Source organism: Microvirga sp. CF3016 (assembly GCF_036314085.1).
Taxonomy (GTDB): domain Bacteria; phylum Pseudomonadota; class Alphaproteobacteria; order Rhizobiales; family Beijerinckiaceae; genus Microvirga.
The window spans coordinates 367,591-388,130 of sequence record NZ_JAYGGM010000002.1 but is presented as its reverse complement, the minus strand read 5'-3'; the positions used below and the strand labels follow the sequence as shown (position 1 = coordinate 388,130).

Genomic DNA, 20,540 nt, shown 5'->3' with positions numbered 1-20,540 from the left:
TTTTCAGGCGGACCAGCTGGGACGACACCCAAGGTCGGCCTCCTGCGCTCCCAGGCGTGCGAGGCCTGCCGCAGGACCGTGCCGGCTCCCGTCACTGCGACGCCTCGCGAGCGCGCCCCTCGCAGGAACCGATCTGCACAAGGGTATAGCTCAGATGCAACCCTGTGTCAAGAACAAAGTGAGAACATTACGGTCTCAAACATCACGGTCTCACGCCTGCTCACCGCTCCTGCTACCCGTCCCATCATCACCGGCCTTGTGCCGGTGATCCCAATCCGAGAGGCGCCGTGCTCCCCAGCATCGGGATGGCCGGGACAGGCCCGGCCATGACGGCGAGGGTATTCCCGCGGGGGAACTCTTTCCGGCCATAACGAGCCGGGAATGACAAGAGCAACAAAAAAGCCGGCGCGAGGCCGGCCTTTTTGTTCGATCTCAGGGAATGGCTTAGAGCGAGCGCTCCAGGATCAACCGTCCACCGTTCTGGGTCTGGATGATCAGGTTGCGGCCCTGGATGTCCCACTTGCCGGAGGAGCGGAGCGCCACGAGGAAAGCCTGCTCGAGGGCCATGGTGGTCTTGTCGCAGCTCTTCTTCGTCAAGGCGAAGGGACCGACGGCCAAGCCCTGCTCGCGCAGGGGATAGGCCGCGGTGGCGTAGGTGTTGCAGCCGCTGAAACCCGTGGCCCGGAGCTGGTCGTCGAGCTTGAAACTCGGACGCTCCCCGGTGAACGGCTTGCCGTTCAGGCTGACGGCCACCCAGGAGGAGTTCAGCGGGAAGACCTTGCCTCCCTCACCCGGCTGCGGGACCTTGTTGTCCACCTGACGGGTCGGGCCGGCCGGCCGGCCGAGCGTCGCCGCCGTCTGGGCATGAGCTGCAGACACGGTGGCGAGGGCCGCCAGGAGTGTTGCAAGTCGAAGGGCGTTCATCGGGACCTCTTCATCGAAAAACGCAGGGACCATAAGGGGCCTTGAGCGCCGAAGCAACGCCCAAGGTGATGTTGTCCTGTCGCTGCGCATGAACCACGTGAAACCTGAAATGTTCGTGAAAGCGACACCGCAACCGCCCTATCCGATCCGCCGCAGGAGCCGCTCGGTGAGGGCATTGGTGGGACGGAACAGGTAGTCGAAGGCACGCACCGAGATGTCCTGCGCGCCGATGCCCTGCAGGGCCGCCACGATCTCGAACACCGTCGCGGCCCGGCAATGCAGCACGACCTCGCGGCCCAGGGCATTGCCGTAGGGGAGGGAGGCGCCGTGATCCCTCGCAAGCGCCACGAGGGCGGAGGCCCGGGCCGGATCGAGCGCCGCCCGCACTTCGCGGCTGGTGCGGGCCTCTTCCTCGGCGGCGATGCGCGTCAGCACGGCGGTCGCGGCAGCCTGGGCCCGGTCCGTCCAGGGGGCGCGGACCGAGGCCACGAGATTGGCCTCGGAGCGCAGCATCACGCCGTCATCGAGGATCTTCAGGGCATTCGCCGAGAGCGTCGCCCCGGTCGTGGTAATGTCGACGATGAGCTCTGCGGAACCGGCGCCCGGCGCGCCCTCGGTGGCGCCCAGGCTCTCGACGATCCGGTAATCCGCCACGCCCTTCTCGGCGAAGAAACGGCGGGTGAGGTTCACGTATTTGGTTGCCACCCGCATCTTGGTGCCGTGGCGGGCGCGCAGATCGGCCGCCACCTCGTCGAGATCGGCCATGGTTCGCACGTCGATCCAGGCCTGCGGCACGGCGACGACCACGTTGGCATGGCCGAAGCCCAGCGGGGTCAGCATCTCCACCGCCTCGTCCGCGTCGGCGATCTGCTCGCGGATCAGGTCCTCGCCGGTGATGCCGAGATGGGCCGTGCCGCTGGCGAGCTGGTTGACGATCTCGGAGGCCGACAGGAAGGCGACCTCCACGTCGGGCACGCCCGCGAGGGTTCCGCGATAGTCGCGGGCGCCGCGGGACTGGGTGAAGACGAGGCCGGCCCGGGCGAAGAACGCGGCCGCGTTCTCCTGCAGGCGCCCCTTGGAAGGAACGGCCAGGATGAGAGGGGAATCGGTCATCACGGCCTCCCCACGATGCGGTCGAGCCAGAACGAGCAGCCGACCGCCGGGATCGGAGCCACGGCTCCTAGATGCTCGAGCAGTCGGTCGTAGCGGCCACCGCCCACGATCGGCTTGCCGTCGCCACGGCGCGGGTCCTGCACCTCGAAGATGAAGCCGGTGTAGTAATCGAGATTGCGGGCGAAGGTCGCGGCAAAGGAGAAGGCGCCCACCTCGAGCCCGCGTGCCGCCATGAAGCCGGTGCGCTCCTCGAAAAGGCTCAGTGCCCCGGTGAGATCGAGCCCCACGTCCCTGGCGAGGGTCCTGATCGCGTGGGCCGCCTGATCGGGATCGCCCGCAATGGTGAGATAGCGCTCCAGGATCTGCCGCGCCTCCTCGGACAGGCCGGTCCGGTTCGCCGCGCGGGCCAGGAACCGCTCGGCGATCTCGCCGGCGCTGCGCCCGCCGACACGGGCAATGCCGGCAATCGACAGGATGTCCTCCACGAACGCCTTGGCGGCCTGGGGCGCTTGGCCTTCGATGGCGGCGAGAAGGCCCGCATGCTCCTGGGAGCCCGGCCCGTCGGAGTCGCTCAGGCTCGCCAGGCCCTGGCCCGACACGATTGCCCGGATCACCCGCCGTTTCGCCGCGGGGGCGATGCCCAGGGCATCGATCAGCCCATGGAGAAGACCCATGTCACCGAGCTTCACGATGGGTGCCGGACTGCCGATCTGCTTGAGGCCGTCCAGGGCGAGGGCGAGAATCTCGGCATCGACGGCGGACACATCCGTTCGGCCGATGGATTCGAGGCCCGCCTGCAGGAACTCGCCGCTCTCGCCCGCACGCATGCGGAAGACGGGACCGCCGTAGGAATAGCCGGAGGGCTGGGCGCCATGCCGGGAGAGATGCTGAAGGCAGACCGGGATCGTGTATTCGGGCCGCAGGCACAGCTCCGTGCCCGAGGCATCCTGCGTCACGAACATGCGCCGCCGGATGTCTTCGCCGGAGAGATCGATGAACACGTCCGCCGGCTGCAGCACCGGCGGCTCGATCCGCGCATAACCTTCACGCTCGAAAAGCGCGATCAGCGCAACAATGGCATCCGTCTCCGTCACTGGCCCCGCCCGATCCTTGTACCGGCATGCTCTCTAGCAATGCTGAGGCACGAAGGCGATTGTTTTTGAACGGAAGGGTGAATGGGACGGCAGCGGAAATCCGGGATCCGGCGGTAAAGCGAGATGTTTCCGCTCGCGTCATCATCGGCCTCGTGCCGGCGATGTCGACCGAAGAGGGCGGGGCGCTCCCCAGACGCGAGATGGCCGGGACTGATCCCCGGATCAAGTCCGGGGACGGCCATGACGGAAAGGCGGTCTTCAACGATTGCGGCCTAGTGCTTCCCGGCCGTGTCGCTCTTGGCCGGGTCGCTCTTGGTCGTGTCGCTCTTGGCAGCCTTGGCCTTGGTCGTCCTGCTCTTGCTGGTGTCGCTGGAGCGCTGGACGTATTTGACCTTCTTCGGCTCGGACGTGCCTCCCCTGTCAGCGCCACCCTCGTCGCCGACGAGGCTGGCAGGCAGAAAGTGGCGGGCGGCCTCCGTCACCACGCCGGCAACGGCGCCGGCGGCGGTTTGCGTCAGGTCGGCGGTCTGGGAGCCTGCATCCGCGACAGCCGCGCCGGCCTTCTTGGCCGTGCGGGTCCTGGTGAGGGCGGCTGCAGCCGCGCCGGCCGCGGCGATCAGCGCGTCGGCAAGGATCTCACGGCCGAGGTTGGTGTTGATCAAGTCCATGAGGCCGGACTTCTTCGCCGATTTCGCCAGCTTAGAACCCGCGCTCTTGCCGGAATCCTTTTTTGCTTTGGATGTGCTCTTTTTGTCTTTGGCCTTCGCCATAGTCATCTCCTGATGGTCAAGCTTGAGAGACAACCCCGATGAAACCATAGGGGTTCCCAAAGGCCAAGCTTATCCGAAGTGACGGCCCAGAACCTCGCGCACGGCCTTCACCAGATCCGCTTCAGGCGCCGAGAACTGCGCCGGGCGGGCGGCCTTCCATTCCTCGTTGGAGGCGATGGCCTGAGCCGCCATGGCCCCTTCGATCAGGTCCTTGATCTCGACCTCGCCGCGCTCGCGCTCATTGGAGCCCTGGATCACCACGCAGGGGCTCTGACGCCGGTCGGCATATTTCATCTGCGCCTTCATGCCCGAGGAGCCGAGATAGAGCTCGGCGCGGATGCCCGCCTGGCGCAGGGTCGAGACCATGCGCTGGTAGGCGGCGACCTGGTCCTTGTCCATGACGAGCACGACTACCGGACCGGGCTTCTCGGCCCCGGCGACGATGGGGCTCTTGACCATTTGCAGGGCCGAGAGAAGGCGCGAGACGCCGATGGAGAAACCGGTAGCCGGAACGGGCTCGGAGCGGAACCGGCCCACGAGGCCGTCATAGCGCCCGCCGCCGCCCACGGAGCCGAAACGAACGGGGCGCCCGTCCTCGTCCTGGACCTGGAACGTCAGCTCCGCCTCGTAGACGGGACCGGTGTAGTATTCGAGGCCGCGCACCACGGAGGGGTCGATAGTGACGCGATCTTCGTAACCGGAAGAAGCGACCAGGGAGGCGATCTCCGCCAGTTCGTCCGCGCCTTCCAGGCCGCGGGCGGAGGTGCCGACCACCTTGCGCAGGTTTTCGACGGTGGTCGCATTGTTCGCGCCTTTGGCATCCGTGAAGGCGAGCACGCGCGCGATGGCGTCGGGCTCGAGCCCCGCACCCTTGGTGAAGTCGCCGCTCTCGTCCTTGCGGCCGGCGCCGAGAAGCTGGCTCACGCCCTCCGGGCCGAGGCGGTCGAGCTTGTCGATGGCGCGCAGCACGGTGAGGCGCTGGCCCGCCCTGTCCTCGCCGCCGAGTCCGATGGCCTCGAGCACACCGTCGAGGACCTTGCGATTGTTGACCTTGATGATGAAGTCATCCCGCTTGAGGCCGAGCTTTTCCAGCGTGTCGGCGGCCATCATGCAGATCTCGGCATCCGCCGCGACGGAGGCGGCACCCACGGTGTCGGCGTCGAACTGCATGAACTGACGGAACCGCCCGGGGCCCGGCTTCTCATTGCGGAACACCCAGCCGACCCGATAGCTGCGGTAGGGCTTCGGCAGGGCGTCGAAGTTCTCCGCCACGTAGCGGGCGAGCGGCGCGGTCAGGTCGTAGCGGAGCGACAGCCACTGCTCGTCGTCGTCCTGGAACGAGAACACGCCCTCGTTCGGCCGATCCTGATCGGGCAGGAACTTGCCCAGCGAGTCGGTGTATTCGACGAAGGGCGTCTCGACGCCCTCGAAGCCGTAGAGCTCGTAGGAGTCGCGGATCGCCGCAAGCATGCGCTCGGTGGCGGCGAGATCGGCGGGAGTGCGGTCGGCAAAGCCGCGCGGGGCGCGGGCCTTGATCTTGTCGGCCTTGGACATGGATTTTACAGCAGCCGTTGGTTGGGAAAACGTGCTGCGGTCCTACTCCCTAGGGCCGGGAGGGGCAAGAGATGTTGGTGTATATGCAACATCAGCCGTCATCCCGGACGGAGCGTAGCGAAGATCCGGGATCGCAAGACGAGTGAAGCGCGGGAACACCTCTCCCACTGGGAGAGGTCGTGCCGGAGGCGCGGGTGAGGGGTTGCGCCATCTCCGGATAGACCTGTAACCCCTCACCCCAACCCTCTCCCTCAGGGAGAGGGAGTCTACCGTTTCATCCAGCACCCGATCCCGGATCGGCTTACGCCGTCCGGGATGACGTTGCTCGAGAGATGGCTCTTAAGCCACCGCCCTGATCACCTTGGTCAGCTTGTCGACGATCTCGCCGATCTGCTCCTCGGTGATGACGAGCGGCGGGGAGAGGGCGATGGTGTCGCCGGTGATGCGCATCATCAGGCCGTATTCCTGGAACGCGCGGTCCATCGCCTCGAAGGCGCGCTTGCCCACCGCGTCGGGCCGGGAGGCGAGGTCGATGGCGCCCACGAGGCCGATGGTGCGGATGTCGAGCACGTTCGGCAGGTCCTTGAGCGAATGGATCGCGTCAGCCCAGACCGGCTCCAGGGTCTTGGCGCGCTCGAACAGCTTCTCGTCCCGGTAGATGTCCTGGGTCGCAAGCGCCGCCGCGCAGGCCAGCGGGTGAGCGGAATAGGTATAGCCGTGGAACAGCTCGATCATGTGCTCGGGGCCGTTCATGAAGGCATCGTACAAACCTTCGCGCACCAGCACGCCGCCCATGGGCACGGTGCCGGAATTCACGCCCTTGGCGAAGGTGATCATGTCCGGAATGACCCCGTAGCGCTCGGCGGCGAACGCCGTTCCGAGGCGGCCGAAGCCCGAGATCACCTCGTCGAAGATGAGCAGGATGCCGTGCTTGTCGCAGATCTCGCGCAGGCGCTTGAGATAGCCTTTCGGCGGGGGCAGCACGCCCGTGGATCCCGCCATCGGCTCGACGATCACGGCCGCGATGGTCGAGGCGTCGTGGAGGGCCACGATCCGCTCCAGCTCGTCGGCCAGATGCGCGCCCCATTCCGGCTCGCCGCGGGAGAAGGCCTGCTCGGCCCGGTTATAGGTATGCGGCAGGTGGTCGACGCCCGCCAGGAGAGAGCCAAAGAACTGGCGGTTCTTGACGATGCCGCCCACCGAGATGCCGCCGAAGCCGACGCCGTGATAGCCGCGCTCGCGGCCGATGAGGCGCGTCTTGCTGCCCTGGCCCTTCACGTTCCAATAGGCCAGCGCCACCTTGAGCGCCGTGTCCACCGCCTCGGAGCCGGAGTTGCAGAAGAAGACGTGGTTGAGGTCGCCCGGCGCGAGCTGGGCAAGGCGCGACGCGAGGGCGAAGCCGCCCGCATGGCCGAACTGGAAGGCCGGCGAATAGTCGAGCTCCTGTGCCTGGGCCTGGATGGCCGCCGTGATCTCGTCCCGGTTATGGCCGGCATTGCAGCACCAGAGGCCGGCGGCACCGTCGATTACTTCCCGGCCATCAGGGGTGTAGTAGTACATGCCCTTGGCGCGGGCGATCATCCGGGGACGCTGCTTGAAGGAGCGGTTGGCCGTGAACGGAAGCCACCAGGCATCCAAATCGTTTGGTGCGATGAGGTCGTTGGCGGCTCTGGATGTCTGTGCGGTCATCATGGTCCCCGAAGTGTCTGGCACGAAGGAACCTATCAGCCGTTTTCAGGCGCCGCAAAAAGAACTTTCGGCAAAGCCATGAGCCGGAGGCAACCCTCGTCTCATCCCGTCATGGCGCGGGCTTCATAGCCGGCAGCGTCGAGGGCGCGCGCCACCTCGACACTCTGAGCCTGGGTCGTGACATGGACGCGCCCGTGCTCCAGATCCACCTCCACCCTGGCGCCGGGATCGAGGCGTTGAATCGCCCGGGTGACCGAATTGACACATCCCTGGCAGGTCATGCCGTCGACCTGCATCAGCAGATCCTTGCGGGGCTCTTCCATCGGTCAACCTCTTTGAAATTCCATCAGGATTCTGCGCAGGCAACGCGCGACCGCGAAAAAATGTCCATTGCGGGAATGCGAAACTTGCACCGCGATTCGCGCTGATTCATTGTCTGTTAACACACTGATTCGCGCATATTCGCCGAGCCAGGGGAGCGGGGGCACCCATGGTGACGAACAAGAAAAAAATTCCAGTCCTGAGGGACAGGAAGGCGGCTCTTCTCGCCTTCACACCAGCCTTTCTGACGGCTGCCGCTTCGGCCTCTGTGCCGATGGAGGCGAGCCTTGTCCTGCCGGTTTTCGGCTTCCTGGTCATGGCCGTCTTCTTCGGCCTTGTCTTCCTGTGGTGGCAGGCCGAGACGGAGCGGCAGAACCTGGCCGTGCAGCTCGCGGGCCTCACGCAGGAAGACCAGGCGCCGGCCGTGCCGCTGGTTCTGCGCCCGCCCGTGCGGGCAGGCAGCCCGACGGCCGTTCTGCGGGAGCTGGCGCTCTCGGCCGGCGCGGAACCGAGCGTGGAGATCGGCGCGCCGCCGCTCGCTCTGGCGCAGACCGTCCGCTTCCCCGAGCCGTCCCTGCTGCCTTCCATGCGCAGCTCCTCGACCGCGGAGATCGGCCGCATGCGGTTGGTCACCCAGGCGTACGAGGCCGATCGGATCGAGCTGCATCTGCAGCCCGTCGTGTCTCTGCCGCATTGTAAGATCCGTTTCTATGAGGCGCTGGCGCGGCTGCGACTGGCAGACGGCACCCTGCTGGGACCGGCTGAGTTCCTGCCGGTCCTCGAAGCGTCCGGCCGCGCGTCGGATTTCGACCGCCGGGTTCTGATCCGCTCCATGGCCATTGCCCGCCATCTCGTCGCCCGCGGCAGCGAGGCCATCGTGGGGGTGAACCTTACGGCGCATTCCATCGCCGAGCCCGGGTTCCTGTGGTCGCTTGCAGGCCTTATCGACACCAGTCCCGATCTTCTCGGCAAGATCGTCCTGGAAATGCCCCAGCACAGCTGGCGTCACCTCGATGCGGATCTCAGGGCCGCGCTCGCCGCGTTGCGCGAGCGGGGCGTGCCGTTCTCCCTCGACCGCGCCGCCGACCTGCGGTTCGATCCCGAGGCGCTGGCCGAAATCGGCATCCGCTTCATGAAGCTGCCGGCCGATCTCATGATCAAGGCGGCCGAGCAGGCGGATGGCCGCTATGCCGGTCCGGAACTCGACGTACGCGATTTCGCCTCGGCGCTGCGCCGCCAGGGAATCCGGCTCGTCGCCGAGCGGGTGGACGCGGACGACATGGTCCCGGTGCTCTGCGATCTCGGCGTGCCGCTGGCGCAAGGCTTCGCCTTCGCGGCTCCGCGTCCGGTCAAGCCGGAGATCGCCGGCGAGCAGGCGCCGCCGCGGCCCTTCGGCCTGGATGATGCCCCGACCCTTCTGCGGCGCGCCGGGTGACCTGGGCGGCGCAAGGGCCTGCCCGCCCGGTTTCGTCATCAGCGATCGGACCCAAAATTGGATTTCCACTTTTGGGATCGAATCCGGTGCTCATCATCTTGACTTGTGCATCATTTGGCGCGGAAAACCGGGCCCACTTTTCACCAACGTGGCCCTTCGGGTCCGCACGATGCGCTAGTGAGACCCCATGACCGCCCTGTCCCGCCCCGCCCACGTCGAGGGCCTGCAATCTCTCGCCGATCGCTACGATCTCGTCCTGTGCGACGTGTGGGGCGTGCTGCATAACGGCGTCAAAGCCTATGAGACAGCGAGCGATGCGCTTACCCGCTTTCGCGCCAAGGGTGGGCGAGTCGTCCTCGTCTCCAATGCGCCGCGACCCGGGGCCTCCGTCGGGACGCAGCTCGACGGCTTCGGCGTGCCGCGCACAGCCTATGACGCCATCGTCACCTCCGGCGACCTGACGCGGCTTGCGATCCAAGAGCGCATCGACCGGATCGTCCATCATATCGGTCCGCCTCGCGACATGCCGATCTATGCCGGCCTCGATGTGCGCTTCGGCTCCATCGACGAAGCCGATTACGTGATCTGCTCCGGCTTCGACAACGACGAGGAGGAGACGGTCGAGGATTATCGGGCGCAGCTCGAGGCCATGCGCCGGCGGGGCCTCCTGATGGTCTGCGCCAATCCGGATCTCATCGTCGAACGCGGCACCATGATCCTGCCTTGCGCGGGGACGATCGCTCTGGCCTACGAGGAAATGGGCGGCAAGGTCTTCTATGCCGGTAAGCCCCATGGACCCGTCTATGACCGGGCTCTCGCGGTCGCGGCTGAACTGACCGGTCGTCCCATTCCAAAGGCCAGGGTGCTCGCGGTCGGCGACGCGATCCGCACCGACATCGCGGGCGCCGTGGGCTTCGGCATCGACTCGCTGATGATCGCCCGCGGCATCCACGCGGAGGAGCTGGGTCTTCACAATGGCGGTCTGGTCTCGGATCACGTGCAGGACTGGGTCGACCGGCAGCCCGTCAGGCCGACGGCCTTCACGGAAGTCCTGTGCTGGTAGGATCGTCAGGGATCCTTATACGGAGGTCTCGCTCCTTCACAGCGAAGCTGCGCCGAATTCCAGATCCCGCCTGCATCGATGCATGAATCGGCCCGGCCGGCTTCGGTGTAGTTCCCCCATATGAAGAGACCAGCCCACAGAAGGCCAAAGGTCGCCAAAACGGCTGCAAACGCTTTCAGCATCAGCCTCTCGGGCATTTGCCAGGGACTTGTAACATAATAAGCCTGCGGCTTGGGAGAGTCGAGGGAGCGGGCTTGACCCGTAAGACGCTTTTCGACAGGGTCGCGCCCGCACCGATATCCGCCAGATGAGTTCCGAGGTTTCTCCCCGATGCCTACCCCGTTCGCGATCTGCCGCGATGGCGAGCCCGTGCCCGAGAGCCTCAAGGGGGCCATGGCGGCCATCGGCAATTTCGACGGGGTGCACCGGGGGCACCAGCACCTCCTGAAGATGGCTCAGGCCTCCGGCCGTCCGTCCGCGGCCGTGACCTTCGAGCCGCATCCACGCACCTTCTTCCAGCCCGAGAGGCCGCTGTTCCGCCTGACGCCCGAGCCGGTGAAGCTCAAGATCTTCGCCCGCCTCGGCCTCGACGGCGTCTTCCAGAGGCGTTTCAGCAGTGACCTCGCGGCCCTCACGGCGGCTGGCTTCGTGGACCTTCTGGCGCAGGACCTGCAGCTCTCCGGGGTAGTGATCGGCCACGATTTTCATTTCGGCCGCGGGCGCGAGGGTAATCCGGCGCGCATGGCGGAGCTCTGCCGCGAGCGGGGGCTCGACTGCCTGATCGCTCCGGCCATCGTCGAGGGAACGGAGCCTGTTTCCTCCAGCGCCATCCGCGCCGCCCTGGAGGAGGGCGACATCGCCACGGCCAACCGGCTCCTCGGCTACCGCTGGTTCGTCCAGGCAGAGGTGCGCCACGGCGACAAGCGTGGGCGGGTGCTCGGCTACCCAACGGCCAATATGCGCCTTCCCGACGATTGCCGCCTCCGACACGGGATCTACGCCGTCAGGGCTGCGGTGGCCGGCAGGCCCGTCGACGGCGTCGCCAGCTTCGGCCGCCGTCCGACCTTCGACAACGGCGCTCCGCTCCTCGAGGTGCATCTCTTCGATTTCTCCGGCGATCTCTACGGGCAGAGTCTCGACGTGGAGTTCGTCGGCTGGATTCGCGGCGAGGAGCGCTTCGAGGGCATCGAGGCGTTGATAGCCCAGATGGATCGGGATTCCGTCAAGGCGAAGCGGATGCTTGCCGAGGACAGGACGGTGTCGATGATCGGATGACCGCGTCTCAGACGGCGGGCTTCAGCGCCTGTGCGGCCATGGCGTAGCCGCCCATGGCGCCGTCGACGAAATGGATGTGGTCGCTGCGGGTGGCTGACGGCACGAAGCAGGTCATGAGGGCGGCCTCCTGCCGGTGCAGGCCGTAATGGGCGATTCCCTTCTGGCGCCCCTCCATCAGCACAGCTTCCAGCCGGTCGGCGAGGGCAGGGGTACAGTCGAGGGTCATGCGCAGGCCGTCGTCGAACTTGCGGAAGTCCGTGTTCTCCACGAGCTGGTGCCGGTAACGGGCCGGATCGAATCGGCCGACCGTCCATCCGAACCGGAAGATCAGGAAGGAGATCAGCCGTCCGCCCGCCAGCTTCGCCAAGGCTCCGAGACGCGATCCGTCCTTCTTGACCGTTTTCGCCTCGATCCCGAAGCCCTTGAACGGCGTGGTCAGGGGCGGTCCATTCTCGGGCATAGGCCGGCCCGCTTCCCGGCCCTCGGCCAGGGACAAAACCTGCCCGACAAGCGCGTTGAAGGCGTCCATGCTCGCTTTTGGCTCCGGAAGCAGGATCAGGGACAGAATGACGCCGCGCTGGGGGGTGATCTCGTCGAAGCGGCAGGTCAGTCCCGTAAGGTCGGGCAGGGTGCCGGGCTGTGCCGGAGGAAGGGTGAAGGCGCCCTCTTTCATCCGCTGTTCGGCATAGGCGAGGCCGCCGCCCGAGAACATGGCATAGGAGACGTCGGAAGAGGCCGCGAAACGGGCGATCCGCACGTCATGGCCCTGGGCCCGGATCTCCGCAACGGGAACGACGGCGATGCGCAGCTCGAAACCGAAGGAATCCCGCACCCAGGCTGCCACGGCGGCAAGCGCTTCCCGCGCGAGATCGGATTGCGAGGCGGGCAGGGCGAAGCTCGCCCCGTCGCCCCCGAACACGAAGGGAAACTCGCTCGTGCCGAGCTTGTTGGAAACGGCCGCGATGACCGAGGCCGCCGCCGTGTTGACCTCCTTGTAGCGCCCGGCCCCGATGGCGGAGGTCGAGCGCACGATGTCGCTGAGGCCGAGCACCCAATCGTCCGGCACGGGCATGTAGAGCCCGGGATCGGTCAATTGGGAGAAATGGTCGAAGACGGGCAGGCGGGCGTAGAAATCCGACTCCGCCCCGTTGCCCATCTTGCGGCTAGTGGTGTCCATGGTGCGGCCTCAGCCCACCACTTCACCCTCCGGCGCCCCTCGTCCCAGCTCGTCCGGCAGCGGATCGCCTTCGGCGATGAAGCGCATGGAGACCGAATTCATGCAGTAACGCTCGCCGGTCGGCGGCGGGCCGTCGTTGAACACGTGGCCGAGATGACCCTCGCAGCGGGCGCAGCGGATCTCGGTACGGACTATGCCGTAGCTGGTGTCGCGAACGAAGGCGATGTGCGAGCGGTCGATGGGATCGAAGAAGCTCGGCCAGCCGGTGCCGGATTCGAACTTGGTGCCTGCGTTGAACAGGGGCAGCCCGCAGAGGCGGCAGCAATAGGTGCCCTTCTCCTTGGCCTCGTTGAAGATGCCGCAGAAGGGCCGCTCGGTGCCGTGTTCGAGCAGGACCCGGCGCTCCTCGTCGTCGAGGTTCGCCACCAGGGCATGCAACTGCTCGGAGCTGGGCGGGGTGAGGTCGAAGCCGGCCTTGGAGCGCCGTTCGGCCGTAGAGGTCGAGTCTGCCATGGGTCAATCCTTCCTGCCCTCGGAATGCTTGTGAGACTATAGGGCCGGTTTCTGCCCATAAATAGGGATCCAACCCGGCAATCACCACGCTTTATTATCCGGCTCGGCGCTGCTAAAAGGCTCGTCATGTCCATGGCTTCTCAGGCTCCGCTGGCGGCCCGCATAGGCGCTGCGCGAATTATCGGCCCGGCTTTCGCATGACCTGCGAAGGTCCGGGATCCTAGCCGTTCGCCCCCGACAGAAGCCCGATGCGCCCGCCTGATTTACGGGCCACACAAGACCGATTGACCGTTATGACCGACAAGCCCGAAAGCGCCGCCCGCGACTACTCCGAAACCCTGTTCCTGCCTCAGACCGAGTTCCCCATGCGGGCCGGCCTGCCGCAGCGGGAGCCGCAGCTCCTGCAGCGCTGGAACGAGAACAGACTCTACGAGCGCCTGCGCGAGGTCCAGAAGGGCCGCCCGCGCTTCGTGCTGCATGACGGCCCGCCCTATGCCAACGGCAACATCCATATCGGCCATGCGCTCAACAAGATCCTGAAGGACATGGTGGTCCGCTCGCAGGGCATGCTGGGCTTCGATTCCAACTACGTGCCCGGCTGGGACTGCCACGGCCTGCCGATCGAGTGGAAGATCGAGGAGGAGTATCGCGCCAAGGGCAAGAACAAGGACGATGTGGACATCGTCGAGTTCCGTCGCGAGTGCCGGGCCTTCGCCGAAAAGTGGATCGACGTGCAACGCGAGGAGTTCAAACGCCTCGGCGTCGAAGGCGACTGGACGAATCCGTACCAGACCATGTCCTATGACGCGGAAGCGCAGATCGCCCGCGAGATCATGAAGTTCGCGGTGAGCGACCAGCTCTATCGCGGTTCCAAGCCGGTCATGTGGTCCTCCGTCGAGAGAACCGCGCTGGCCGAGGCCGAGGTCGAGTATCACGAGAAGACCTCCACGACGATCTGGGTGAAATTCAAGATCACCAACACGCTCGACGGTGATCTCGACGGCGCATCCGTGGTGATCTGGACGACGACTCCCTGGACGATCCCGGCCAACCGCGCCATCGCCTATGGGGAGAACATCGCCTATGGCCTCTACGAGGTCACGGAGGCGGCGGAGGACAATTGGGCCAAGGTGGGCGACCGGCTCGTCATCGCCGACAAGCTCGCGGCCGATGTCTTCGCCGCCGCGCGTGTCGCCGAATACAGGCGCGTGAAGGACGTGCTGCCGGTGATGCTTGAGCGCTGCGCGCACCCGTTCCGCGGCCTTGAGGGAGCGAACGGTTATTGGGATTTCGGCGTGCCTGTGCTGCCGGCCGATTACGTGACCGACGATGCCGGTACGGGTTTCGTGCACACGGCTCCCGGCCACGGTGCCGACGACTACAACACCTACGTGAAGCACCGCGATGTGTTCGCAGCCTGCGGCACGAAAGAGGTGCCGCACACGGTCTCGCCGGATTCGTCCTATTTCCCCGACGTGCCGTTCTTCGCGGGCGAGCGCATCTACGACGACAAGGGCAAGGATGCAGGTGCCAACGAGGCGGTGATCAAGAAGCTCGTCGAGGTCGGCGCGCTCATCGCGCGCGGGCGTCTCAAGCACCAGTATCCCCATTCCTGGCGCTCGAAGGGGCCGCTGATCTTCCGCAACACGCCGCAATGGTTCATCTCCATGGACAAGCCGCTCGACGACAAGGGCGACACCCTGCGTCAGCGCGCGCTCCATGGCATCAAGACCGTCGAGTGGGTGCCCGAGACCGGCGAGAACCGCATCACCGGCATGATCGAGAACCGGCCCGACTGGGTGGTGTCGCGCCAGCGCGCCTGGGGCGTGCCGATCGCAGTGTTCGTGAGGAAAGGCACCAACGAGATCCTCAAGGACGAACGGGTCAACGATTCCATCGCGGAAGCCTTCGAGAAGGAGGGCGCGGATGCGTGGTATGCGGATGACGGTTCGCGCTTCCTGAAGGCCGGCGGCTACGATCTCGATGATTTCGACAAGATCAACGACATCCTCGACGTGTGGTTCGATTCCGGCTGCACCCATGCCTTCGCGCTCGAGAAGCGCGAGGATCTGAAGGTGACGCGCAAGGTGGATGGCGGGCCCGATCAGGTTATGTACCTCGAAGGCTCGGACCAGCATCGCGGCTGGTTCCATTCGTCCCTGCTCGAGAGTTGCGGGACGCGTGGCCGCGCGCCCTACGACATCGTTTTGACCCACGGCTTCGTCCTCGACGAAAAGGGGCAGAAGATGTCGAAGTCGCTCGGCAACGTGGTCGCGCCGCAGAAAGTGATCCAGGATTCCGGCGCCGACATCCTGCGCCTATGGGTGGCGGCGTCCGACTACTCGGACGATCTGCGCATCGGCCCGGAAATCCTGAAGACCTTCGTCGAGACCTATCGCAAGCTGCGCAACACGATCCGCTGGATGCTGGGCTCGCTGGCGCATTTCCGCGAGGCGGACAAGGTTGCATACAACGAGATGCCGGAGCTGGAGCGCTTCGTCCTGCATCGCCTCGCCGAACTCGACGGCGAGATGCGCGAGGCTTACTCCACCTTCGACTACAAGCGGGTGATCGCGCTTCTCAACTCGTTCATGACCACGGATCTGTCGGCCTTCTATTTCGACATCCGCAAGGACGCGCTCTATTGCGATCCGATCTCCGGCAAGGTGCGCAAGAGCGCGCTTACCGTGATCGACCAGACCTTCCGCTGCGTGGCGACCTGGATCGCGCCGATCCTCGCCTTCACGGCCGAGGAGGCCTGGCTCGCGCGTTACCCGCAAGCAGAATCGGTTCATCTGGAAACCTTCCCGCAGGTACCGGCGGAATGGCGCGACGAGGCGCTTGCCGAGCGTTGGGCGAAAGTCCGCCGCGTGCGCCGCGTGGTCACCGGTGCGCTGGAGATCGAGCGTGCGCAGAAGCGCATCGGAGCGAGCCTCGAGGCGGCGCCTGTCCTCCACATCGCCGACCGGAGCCTGTTCGAGGCCGTCCAGGGTCTCGACCTCGCCGAGATCTGCATTACGTCCGGCATCCAGGTGGTGCAGGGCGAAGGCCCTGCCGAGGCCTTCCGGCTCGAGGACGTGAAGGGCGTGGCCGTCGTGCCGGCTCTCGCCAGGGGCCGCAAATGTGCCCGCTCCTGGAAGGTCACGCCGGATGTGGGCACCGATCCCGATTATCCGGACGTGACGCCCCGCGATGCGGCGGCCCTGCGCGAATGGGATCAACTGAAGGCGGCGGCCGAATGAGCAAGTCCGACGACACCAGTGCACCGCTGACCGATGCCGGGATGACGTCTCAACCCGGTGCGCCGCGACCACGCGCGGCCGACCGGGCACGGGCTCCGAAAGGGGCGGGCAGGAGGCGTGCTGCCCAGAAGGGCCTGTCGGTCGCTACGATCCTGGGCTTCTCCGCGGCCCTGATCACCCTCCTCCTCGATCAGGCGACGAAGCTCTACACCCTGTTCATCTACGACCTGCCCGTGAAGGAGCCGGTCGCGTTCGCTCCCTTCGTCAACCTGATCGTGGTGTGGAACCGGGGCATTTCCTACGGTCTGTTGCAGCAGAATTCCGAGCTCGGCCGCTGGGGGCTGATCGTCATCTCCGTCCTGGCCGCCATCGGCCTGTCCCTTTGGATCCGCCGTACCTCGGCCAAGCTGCTCGCCGTTTCCCTGGGCCTCATCGCGGGGGGGGCGATTGGCAACGTCATCGACCGGCTGGCCTACGGGGCCGTGTTCGATTTCATCCAGATCCACGTGGGATCCTGGTCCTGGTACGTCTTCAACGTGGCGGATGCCGCCATCGTTGCGGGGGTGGTCGGTTTGCTTTATGACTCCTTCGTCCTGGAGGGGCGTCGGGCGAAATAATGATATTGCGTGGCGGCTTCTGCCATATGTTCGCCAGAATGAGCGATCAGGCCTTCCGGCCACAATGAGAAACGAATGGTGGGTGCCATGAAGGGAATGAAAATCATAGGCCGCGCGGGGGCCTTGGCGCTTCTGATCGTCGCCACCGGCGCTTCGGCCCAGGAAGGCGAGGCGGTGAAGAGCATCCTCGGCGCCATCGGCATCATTCCCAAGGAAAAGGCGCCAATCACCTACAACGAGCGCGCTCCGCTCGTGCTTCCGCCCAAGATGGACCTGCCGGCTCCGGCCCCGGGCGGCGGTGCCGAGGCGCGCAATGGCAACTGGCCCAAGGATCCGGACGTGGCTGCGCGCCGCAAGGCTGCGGCAGAGGCCCGCACGCCCTATACGAGCTCCGAATACTACAAGAACGTGGAGGGCAAGCGCCTCTCCATCGAGGAGATGCGTGCCGGACGCAATCCCAATGCCTCGGCCGGCCCTCAAATGCCCGTCGGTCGTCAGGCCGATATCAGCCGCATGAGCCCCGACGAACTGCGCGCCTTTTCGAAGGATGAGAAGCCCGAGTTGCAGGGCAACGGCCTTGACCGCCGCTACCTCAGCGATCCTCCGAGCGACCTGCTCAGGGCCCAGGGCGGCGGACGGCTCAAGGCCTCTGCCGAACCGGTCGTGTCGGGTGATCCCGACAGCCCGTCGGCCTATCTCCGCCAGCAGCAGAGCAGGCAGTAAGCATTGTCTCTTCCCTCTTTCTTCAGGCGAACGGGTTTACCCGCTTCGCCTGAAAACGTTATGGGGCTCTCAAAAGCCAAGCCTGTTCTGACGTTCCGAGCAGAAGGTGCCGCACAGGAAAGATCAGCGGCCTCGCTTGCATAGCCTCCTAATTTGACTATCCCGTAGGAATCATCCTGCGAAACGATTTGATGTCGCCAAGGTTGAAACGTCATGGACACTGCCTCAAAGCCTCTTCTTCGCGCCGACGCCGCCTCCTTCGGGCGGGCGGAAGGCAGTGGTCCGAACTTATCGTCCTTCACGCTCGACAATGGACTTGATGTCGTGGTCATTCCGGATCGCCGGGTTCCCGTCGTCACCCATATGATCTGGTACCGCAACGGCTCCGCGGATGATCCGCTTGGACAATCGGGCATCGCGCACTTCCTCGAACATCTGATGTTCAAGGGCACCGAGAAGCATCCGGCCGGCGAGTTCTCGAAGGTGGTCTCGGGTCTCGGCGGACAGGAGAATGCATTCACGTCCTTCGACTACACGGCCTATTTCCAGCGCGTCGCCCGCGAAAACCTGAAGACCATGATGGAGTTCGAGGCTGACCGCATGACGAACCTCCTCCTGGAGGAATCCGTCATCGGCCCGGAGCGCGACGTGGTGCTGGAAGAGCGCCGCATGCGTGTTGAGACCGATCCGTCGGCTCAGCTCTCGGAAGCGATGGCGGCGTCGCTCTTCGTTCATCATCCTTACGGCATTCCGATCATCGGCTGGATGCACGAGATCGAGACACTCAATCGCGACCATGCACTCGACTACTACCGACGCTTCTACACGCCCGAGAACGGCATTCTCGTCGTTGCAGGCGACGTGAACGAGGACGAGGTGCGCCGCCTGGCCGATGCCACCTACGGCCGCATCGCGCCGCAAGGCAAGCGCCCGGTGCGCGTTCGTCCGCGCGAGCCCGAGCCCGTGGCGGCGCGTCACATCACCGTGGCCGATCCGAAGGTCGAGCAGCCGACCATGCAGCGGCTCTATCTCGTGCCGTCCTGCCGCACGGCCTCGCAGCGCGACTGCTATTCGCTCGAGCTTCTTGCCGAGGTGATCGGCGGCGGCCCGACCTCGTATCTCTACCGCAAGCTCGTGATGGAGCGTGGCATCGCCGTGAATGCCGGCGCTTGGTACATGTCCTCCGCCATGGAGGATACGCGCTTCTGCGTCTATGCGGTGCCGGCCGAAGGCGTGTCGCTGCAGGCTCTGGAAGAAGTCGTCGATCAGGTGCTCAAGACGATTCCCGCCGAGGCGCTCGATTCGGATTCCATCGAGCGGGCGAAGACGCGCCTCGTCGCCGAGACGATCTATTCCACCGACAGCCAATCCTCTCTCGCCCGCATCTACGGCTCGGCGCTCGCCATCGGCGAAACGATCGAGGAGGTGCGGCGCTGGCCGGTCGAGATCGAGACCGTTCTGAAGGACGATCTCGCCTCCGCGGCCGAGCGCTATCTCATCCCCCGCCGTTCCGTGACGGGCTATCTGCAGAAGCCGGCCTCTTAAAGCCCGCCTGCACAAGAACCGAGGTAATCATGACAGCTTCTGTCGAAACCATGTCCTCGTCTCCGACCACGGTGAATGCGCTGACCTCAGCCCGTGGGGTCGAGGCATGGCACGTCGAATCCGACGTGGTCCCGCTGATCGCCGTCTCGTTCATTTTCGAAGGCGGTTCGGCGCACGATCCTGCGGACAAGCCCGGCGTGGCGCAGATGCTCGCGCGCCTGCTCGATGAAGGTGCGGGCGAACACGATTCCGACGCGTTCCAGGAGCGTCTGGCAGCGCGCGCGATCGAGCTGTCCTTCAATGCAGGAAACGATGCTCTCGGCGGTTCCCTGAAGACTCTGGTCAAGCATGCGGACGAAGCGTTCGAACTGCTGCGCCTCGCTCTCGCCGAGCCGCGCTTCGATCAGGATTCCATCGAGCGCGTGCGCGCTCAGACCATCGCGGGCCTCAAGTACCAGCAGAACGATCCGGGCGTCATGGCAACGCGCCGCTTCTTCGAGGAGGGCTTTGCCGGCCACCCCTACGGCCGCCCGACCTCCGGCACGCCGGAGAGCGTGGCGGCGATCACGCGGGATGATCTCATCGCCATGCACAAGGCGATCATCGCCCGCGGACGTGTGAAGATCGCCGTCGTCGGTGCGATCAGCGGCGACAATCTCGCAGCTCTGCTCGACAAGGTATTCGGCTCCCTGCCTGAGGCAAAGGCGCTCAGCATGATCGAGCCCGCCTCGCTGCAGAAGCTTGGATCGCGGATCGTGGTGGATCTCGACGTGCCGCAATCGGTCATCCGCTTCGGCATGAACGGCATTGCCTGGCGTGATCCGGGCTTCATCCCGGCCTATGTGCTCAACCACATCCTCGGTGGCGGCGCTTTCACCTCGCGCCTGTTCCAGGAAGTGCGCGAGAAGCGCGGCCTAGCCTACAGCGTCGGCACATCGCTGGTGAGCTATCGCTCGGCGAGCATGACCTGGGGCTACACGGCCACCAAGAACGAGCGCGTGGTCGAGGCCCTCGACGTCATCGCCGACGAGATGGCGAATCTGACGAGCGAAGGCCCGTCCGACGAGGAGCTGCAGAAGGCGAAGGATTATCTCGTCGGCTCCTATGCGCTCGGCTTCGACACCTCGACCAAGATCGCCCATACCTTGGCGCAGATTGCCTTCGAGGGTCTCGGCATCGACTATATCGCCCGCCGCAACGGTTTGGTCGCGGCCGTCACGCAAACCGACATCCGCAAGGCCGCCGAGCGCATCTTCGGCGACGGCCGGATGCTGACGGTGATCGCTGGACGCCCGACAGGGGTGTGACGCCTCATCTGCGGATGCGGGCCTGTCCTAAGCGTCCGGTCTGAAATCCGCGTCCGTCGTCATCACCGGGCTTGTCCCGGTGATGACGATCGCATGAAGTGCCGAGCCCTTCCTCATCGGGATAGCCGGCACAAGGCCGGCCATGACGCCGTAGCATGTCGTTCCCGACCAGCCACCG

General features: G+C 65.6%; 17 protein-coding genes. 8 read left to right on the top strand and 9 right to left on the bottom strand.

Annotated features, from left to right (window positions below):
• Positions 1 to 444: 444 nt before the first annotated feature.
• The 7 genes from VB672_RS04190 to VB672_RS04160 form a co-directional block, all read right to left on the bottom strand.
• On the bottom strand, positions 445 to 924 hold the full coding sequence (locus VB672_RS04190) for an META domain-containing protein (protein ID WP_329782914.1): 480 nt from the start codon (positions 922 to 924) through the stop codon (positions 445 to 447).
• A gap of 138 nt (positions 925 to 1,062) precedes the next feature.
• Complete coding sequence (gene hisG, locus VB672_RS04185; protein WP_329782913.1) at positions 1,063 to 2,037, bottom strand: ATP phosphoribosyltransferase; 975 nt, start codon at positions 2,035 to 2,037, stop codon at positions 1,063 to 1,065.
• Positions 2,037 to 3,131, bottom strand: coding sequence for an ATP phosphoribosyltransferase regulatory subunit (locus VB672_RS04180; RefSeq protein WP_329782912.1), 1,095 nt, complete (start codon positions 3,129 to 3,131; stop codon positions 2,037 to 2,039). The genes hisG and VB672_RS04180 overlap by 1 nt, the downstream gene beginning before the upstream one ends.
• 272 nt (positions 3,132 to 3,403) lie before the next feature.
• Entirely contained in the window at positions 3,404 to 3,799 is a 396-nt protein-coding gene (locus VB672_RS04175; RefSeq protein ID WP_329782911.1) for a hypothetical protein, read from the bottom strand.
• A gap of 171 nt (positions 3,800 to 3,970) precedes the next feature.
• A complete protein-coding gene (gene hisS, locus VB672_RS04170) occupies positions 3,971 to 5,455 on the bottom strand; it encodes a histidine--tRNA ligase (protein WP_329782910.1) in 1,485 nt (494 codons plus the stop codon).
• A 339-nt stretch (positions 5,456 to 5,794) separates the two neighbouring features.
• Positions 5,795 to 7,144, bottom strand: a complete 1,350-nt coding sequence (locus tag VB672_RS04165; RefSeq protein ID WP_329782909.1) for an aspartate aminotransferase family protein — start codon at positions 7,142 to 7,144, stop codon at positions 5,795 to 5,797.
• Positions 7,145 to 7,245: 101 nt separating this feature from the next.
• On the bottom strand, positions 7,246 to 7,467 hold the full coding sequence (locus tag VB672_RS04160; RefSeq protein WP_309086741.1) for a heavy-metal-associated domain-containing protein: 222 nt from the start codon (positions 7,465 to 7,467) through the stop codon (positions 7,246 to 7,248).
• 167 nt (positions 7,468 to 7,634) lie between these two features.
• Here VB672_RS04160 and VB672_RS04155 point away from each other — a divergent pair, with 167 nt between their 5' ends.
• The 3 genes from VB672_RS04155 to VB672_RS04145 all read left to right on the top strand — a co-directional run bounded on the left by VB672_RS04155 (position 7,635) and on the right by VB672_RS04145 (position 11,238).
• Entirely contained in the window at positions 7,635 to 8,900 is a 1,266-nt protein-coding gene (locus tag VB672_RS04155) for an EAL domain-containing protein (protein ID WP_329782908.1), read from the top strand.
• A gap of 187 nt (positions 8,901 to 9,087) precedes the next feature.
• Positions 9,088 to 9,963 (top strand): TIGR01459 family HAD-type hydrolase, encoded by an 876-nt coding sequence (locus VB672_RS04150; protein WP_329782907.1) that lies wholly within the window; start codon positions 9,088 to 9,090, stop codon positions 9,961 to 9,963.
• A 330-nt stretch (positions 9,964 to 10,293) separates the two neighbouring features.
• Positions 10,294 to 11,238: a bifunctional riboflavin kinase/FAD synthetase gene (locus tag VB672_RS04145; RefSeq protein ID WP_329782906.1), complete on the top strand. Its 945-nt coding sequence runs from the start codon at positions 10,294 to 10,296 to the stop codon at positions 11,236 to 11,238.
• Between the two features lie 7 nt (positions 11,239 to 11,245).
• On the opposite strand, the gene VB672_RS04140 is transcribed toward VB672_RS04145, so the two are convergent.
• The gene (locus tag VB672_RS04140) at positions 11,246 to 12,415 is read right to left on the bottom strand and encodes a DUF3095 domain-containing protein (protein ID WP_329782905.1); all 1,170 of its coding nucleotides are present in this window, start codon (positions 12,413 to 12,415) and stop codon (positions 11,246 to 11,248) included.
• Positions 12,416 to 12,424: 9 nt separating this feature from the next.
• Entirely contained in the window at positions 12,425 to 12,928 is a 504-nt protein-coding gene (msrB, locus tag VB672_RS04135; protein ID WP_329782904.1) for a peptide-methionine (R)-S-oxide reductase MsrB, read from the bottom strand.
• Positions 12,929 to 13,221: 293 nt separating this feature from the next.
• Here msrB and ileS point away from each other — a divergent pair, with 293 nt between their 5' ends.
• The 5 genes from ileS to VB672_RS04110 all read left to right on the top strand — a co-directional run bounded on the left by ileS (position 13,222) and on the right by VB672_RS04110 (position 20,362).
• Complete coding sequence (ileS, locus tag VB672_RS04130; RefSeq protein ID WP_329782903.1) at positions 13,222 to 16,170, top strand: isoleucine--tRNA ligase; 2,949 nt, start codon at positions 13,222 to 13,224, stop codon at positions 16,168 to 16,170.
• Between the two features lie 149 nt (positions 16,171 to 16,319).
• Positions 16,320 to 16,787 carry a signal peptidase II gene (lspA, locus tag VB672_RS04125; RefSeq protein ID WP_329782979.1) on the top strand — a complete coding sequence of 156 codons (468 nt, stop codon included), beginning with the start codon at positions 16,320 to 16,322 and terminating at the stop codon, positions 16,785 to 16,787.
• An 87-nt stretch (positions 16,788 to 16,874) separates the two neighbouring features.
• On the top strand, positions 16,875 to 17,510 hold the full coding sequence (locus tag VB672_RS04120; RefSeq protein WP_329782902.1) for a hypothetical protein: 636 nt from the start codon (positions 16,875 to 16,877) through the stop codon (positions 17,508 to 17,510).
• Between the two features lie 213 nt (positions 17,511 to 17,723).
• Complete coding sequence (locus tag VB672_RS04115) at positions 17,724 to 19,055, top strand: M16 family metallopeptidase (RefSeq protein ID WP_329782901.1); 1,332 nt, start codon at positions 17,724 to 17,726, stop codon at positions 19,053 to 19,055.
• Between the two features lie 29 nt (positions 19,056 to 19,084).
• Entirely contained in the window at positions 19,085 to 20,362 is a 1,278-nt protein-coding gene (locus VB672_RS04110) for a M16 family metallopeptidase (protein ID WP_329782900.1), read from the top strand.
• The last annotated feature ends 178 nt before the right edge of the window (positions 20,363 to 20,540 follow it).

What these genes read in the sequence shown, in the direction of transcription:
- VB672_RS04190 (WP_329782914.1), bottom strand. Translation starts at nt 924, where the DNA reads ATGAACGCCCTTCGACTTGCAACACTCCTGGCGGCCCTCGCCACCGTG.
- hisG (WP_329782913.1), bottom strand. Translation starts at nt 2,037, where the DNA reads ATGACCGATTCCCCTCTCATCCTGGCCGTTCCTTCCAAGGGGCGCCTG.
- VB672_RS04175 (WP_329782911.1), bottom strand. Translation starts at nt 3,799, where the DNA reads ATGGACTTGATCAACACCAACCTCGGCCGTGAGATCCTTGCCGACGCG.
- hisS (WP_329782910.1), bottom strand. Translation starts at nt 5,455, where the DNA reads ATGTCCAAGGCCGACAAGATCAAGGCCCGCGCCCCGCGCGGCTTTGCC.
- VB672_RS04165 (WP_329782909.1), bottom strand. Translation starts at nt 7,144, where the DNA reads ATGACCGCACAGACATCCAGAGCCGCCAACGACCTCATCGCACCAAAC.
- VB672_RS04160 (WP_309086741.1), bottom strand. Translation starts at nt 7,467, where the DNA reads ATGGAAGAGCCCCGCAAGGATCTGCTGATGCAGGTCGACGGCATGACC.
- VB672_RS04155 (WP_329782908.1), top strand. Translation starts at nt 7,635, where the DNA reads ATGGTGACGAACAAGAAAAAAATTCCAGTCCTGAGGGACAGGAAGGCG.
- VB672_RS04150 (WP_329782907.1), top strand. Translation starts at nt 9,088, where the DNA reads ATGACCGCCCTGTCCCGCCCCGCCCACGTCGAGGGCCTGCAATCTCTC.
- VB672_RS04145 (WP_329782906.1), top strand. Translation starts at nt 10,294, where the DNA reads ATGCCTACCCCGTTCGCGATCTGCCGCGATGGCGAGCCCGTGCCCGAG.
- VB672_RS04140 (WP_329782905.1), bottom strand. Translation starts at nt 12,415, where the DNA reads ATGGACACCACTAGCCGCAAGATGGGCAACGGGGCGGAGTCGGATTTC.
- msrB (WP_329782904.1), bottom strand. Translation starts at nt 12,928, where the DNA reads ATGGCAGACTCGACCTCTACGGCCGAACGGCGCTCCAAGGCCGGCTTC.
- ileS (WP_329782903.1), top strand. Translation starts at nt 13,222, where the DNA reads ATGACCGACAAGCCCGAAAGCGCCGCCCGCGACTACTCCGAAACCCTG.
- VB672_RS04120 (WP_329782902.1), top strand. Translation starts at nt 16,875, where the DNA reads ATGAAGGGAATGAAAATCATAGGCCGCGCGGGGGCCTTGGCGCTTCTG.
- VB672_RS04115 (WP_329782901.1), top strand. Translation starts at nt 17,724, where the DNA reads ATGGACACTGCCTCAAAGCCTCTTCTTCGCGCCGACGCCGCCTCCTTC.
- VB672_RS04110 (WP_329782900.1), top strand. Translation starts at nt 19,085, where the DNA reads ATGACAGCTTCTGTCGAAACCATGTCCTCGTCTCCGACCACGGTGAAT.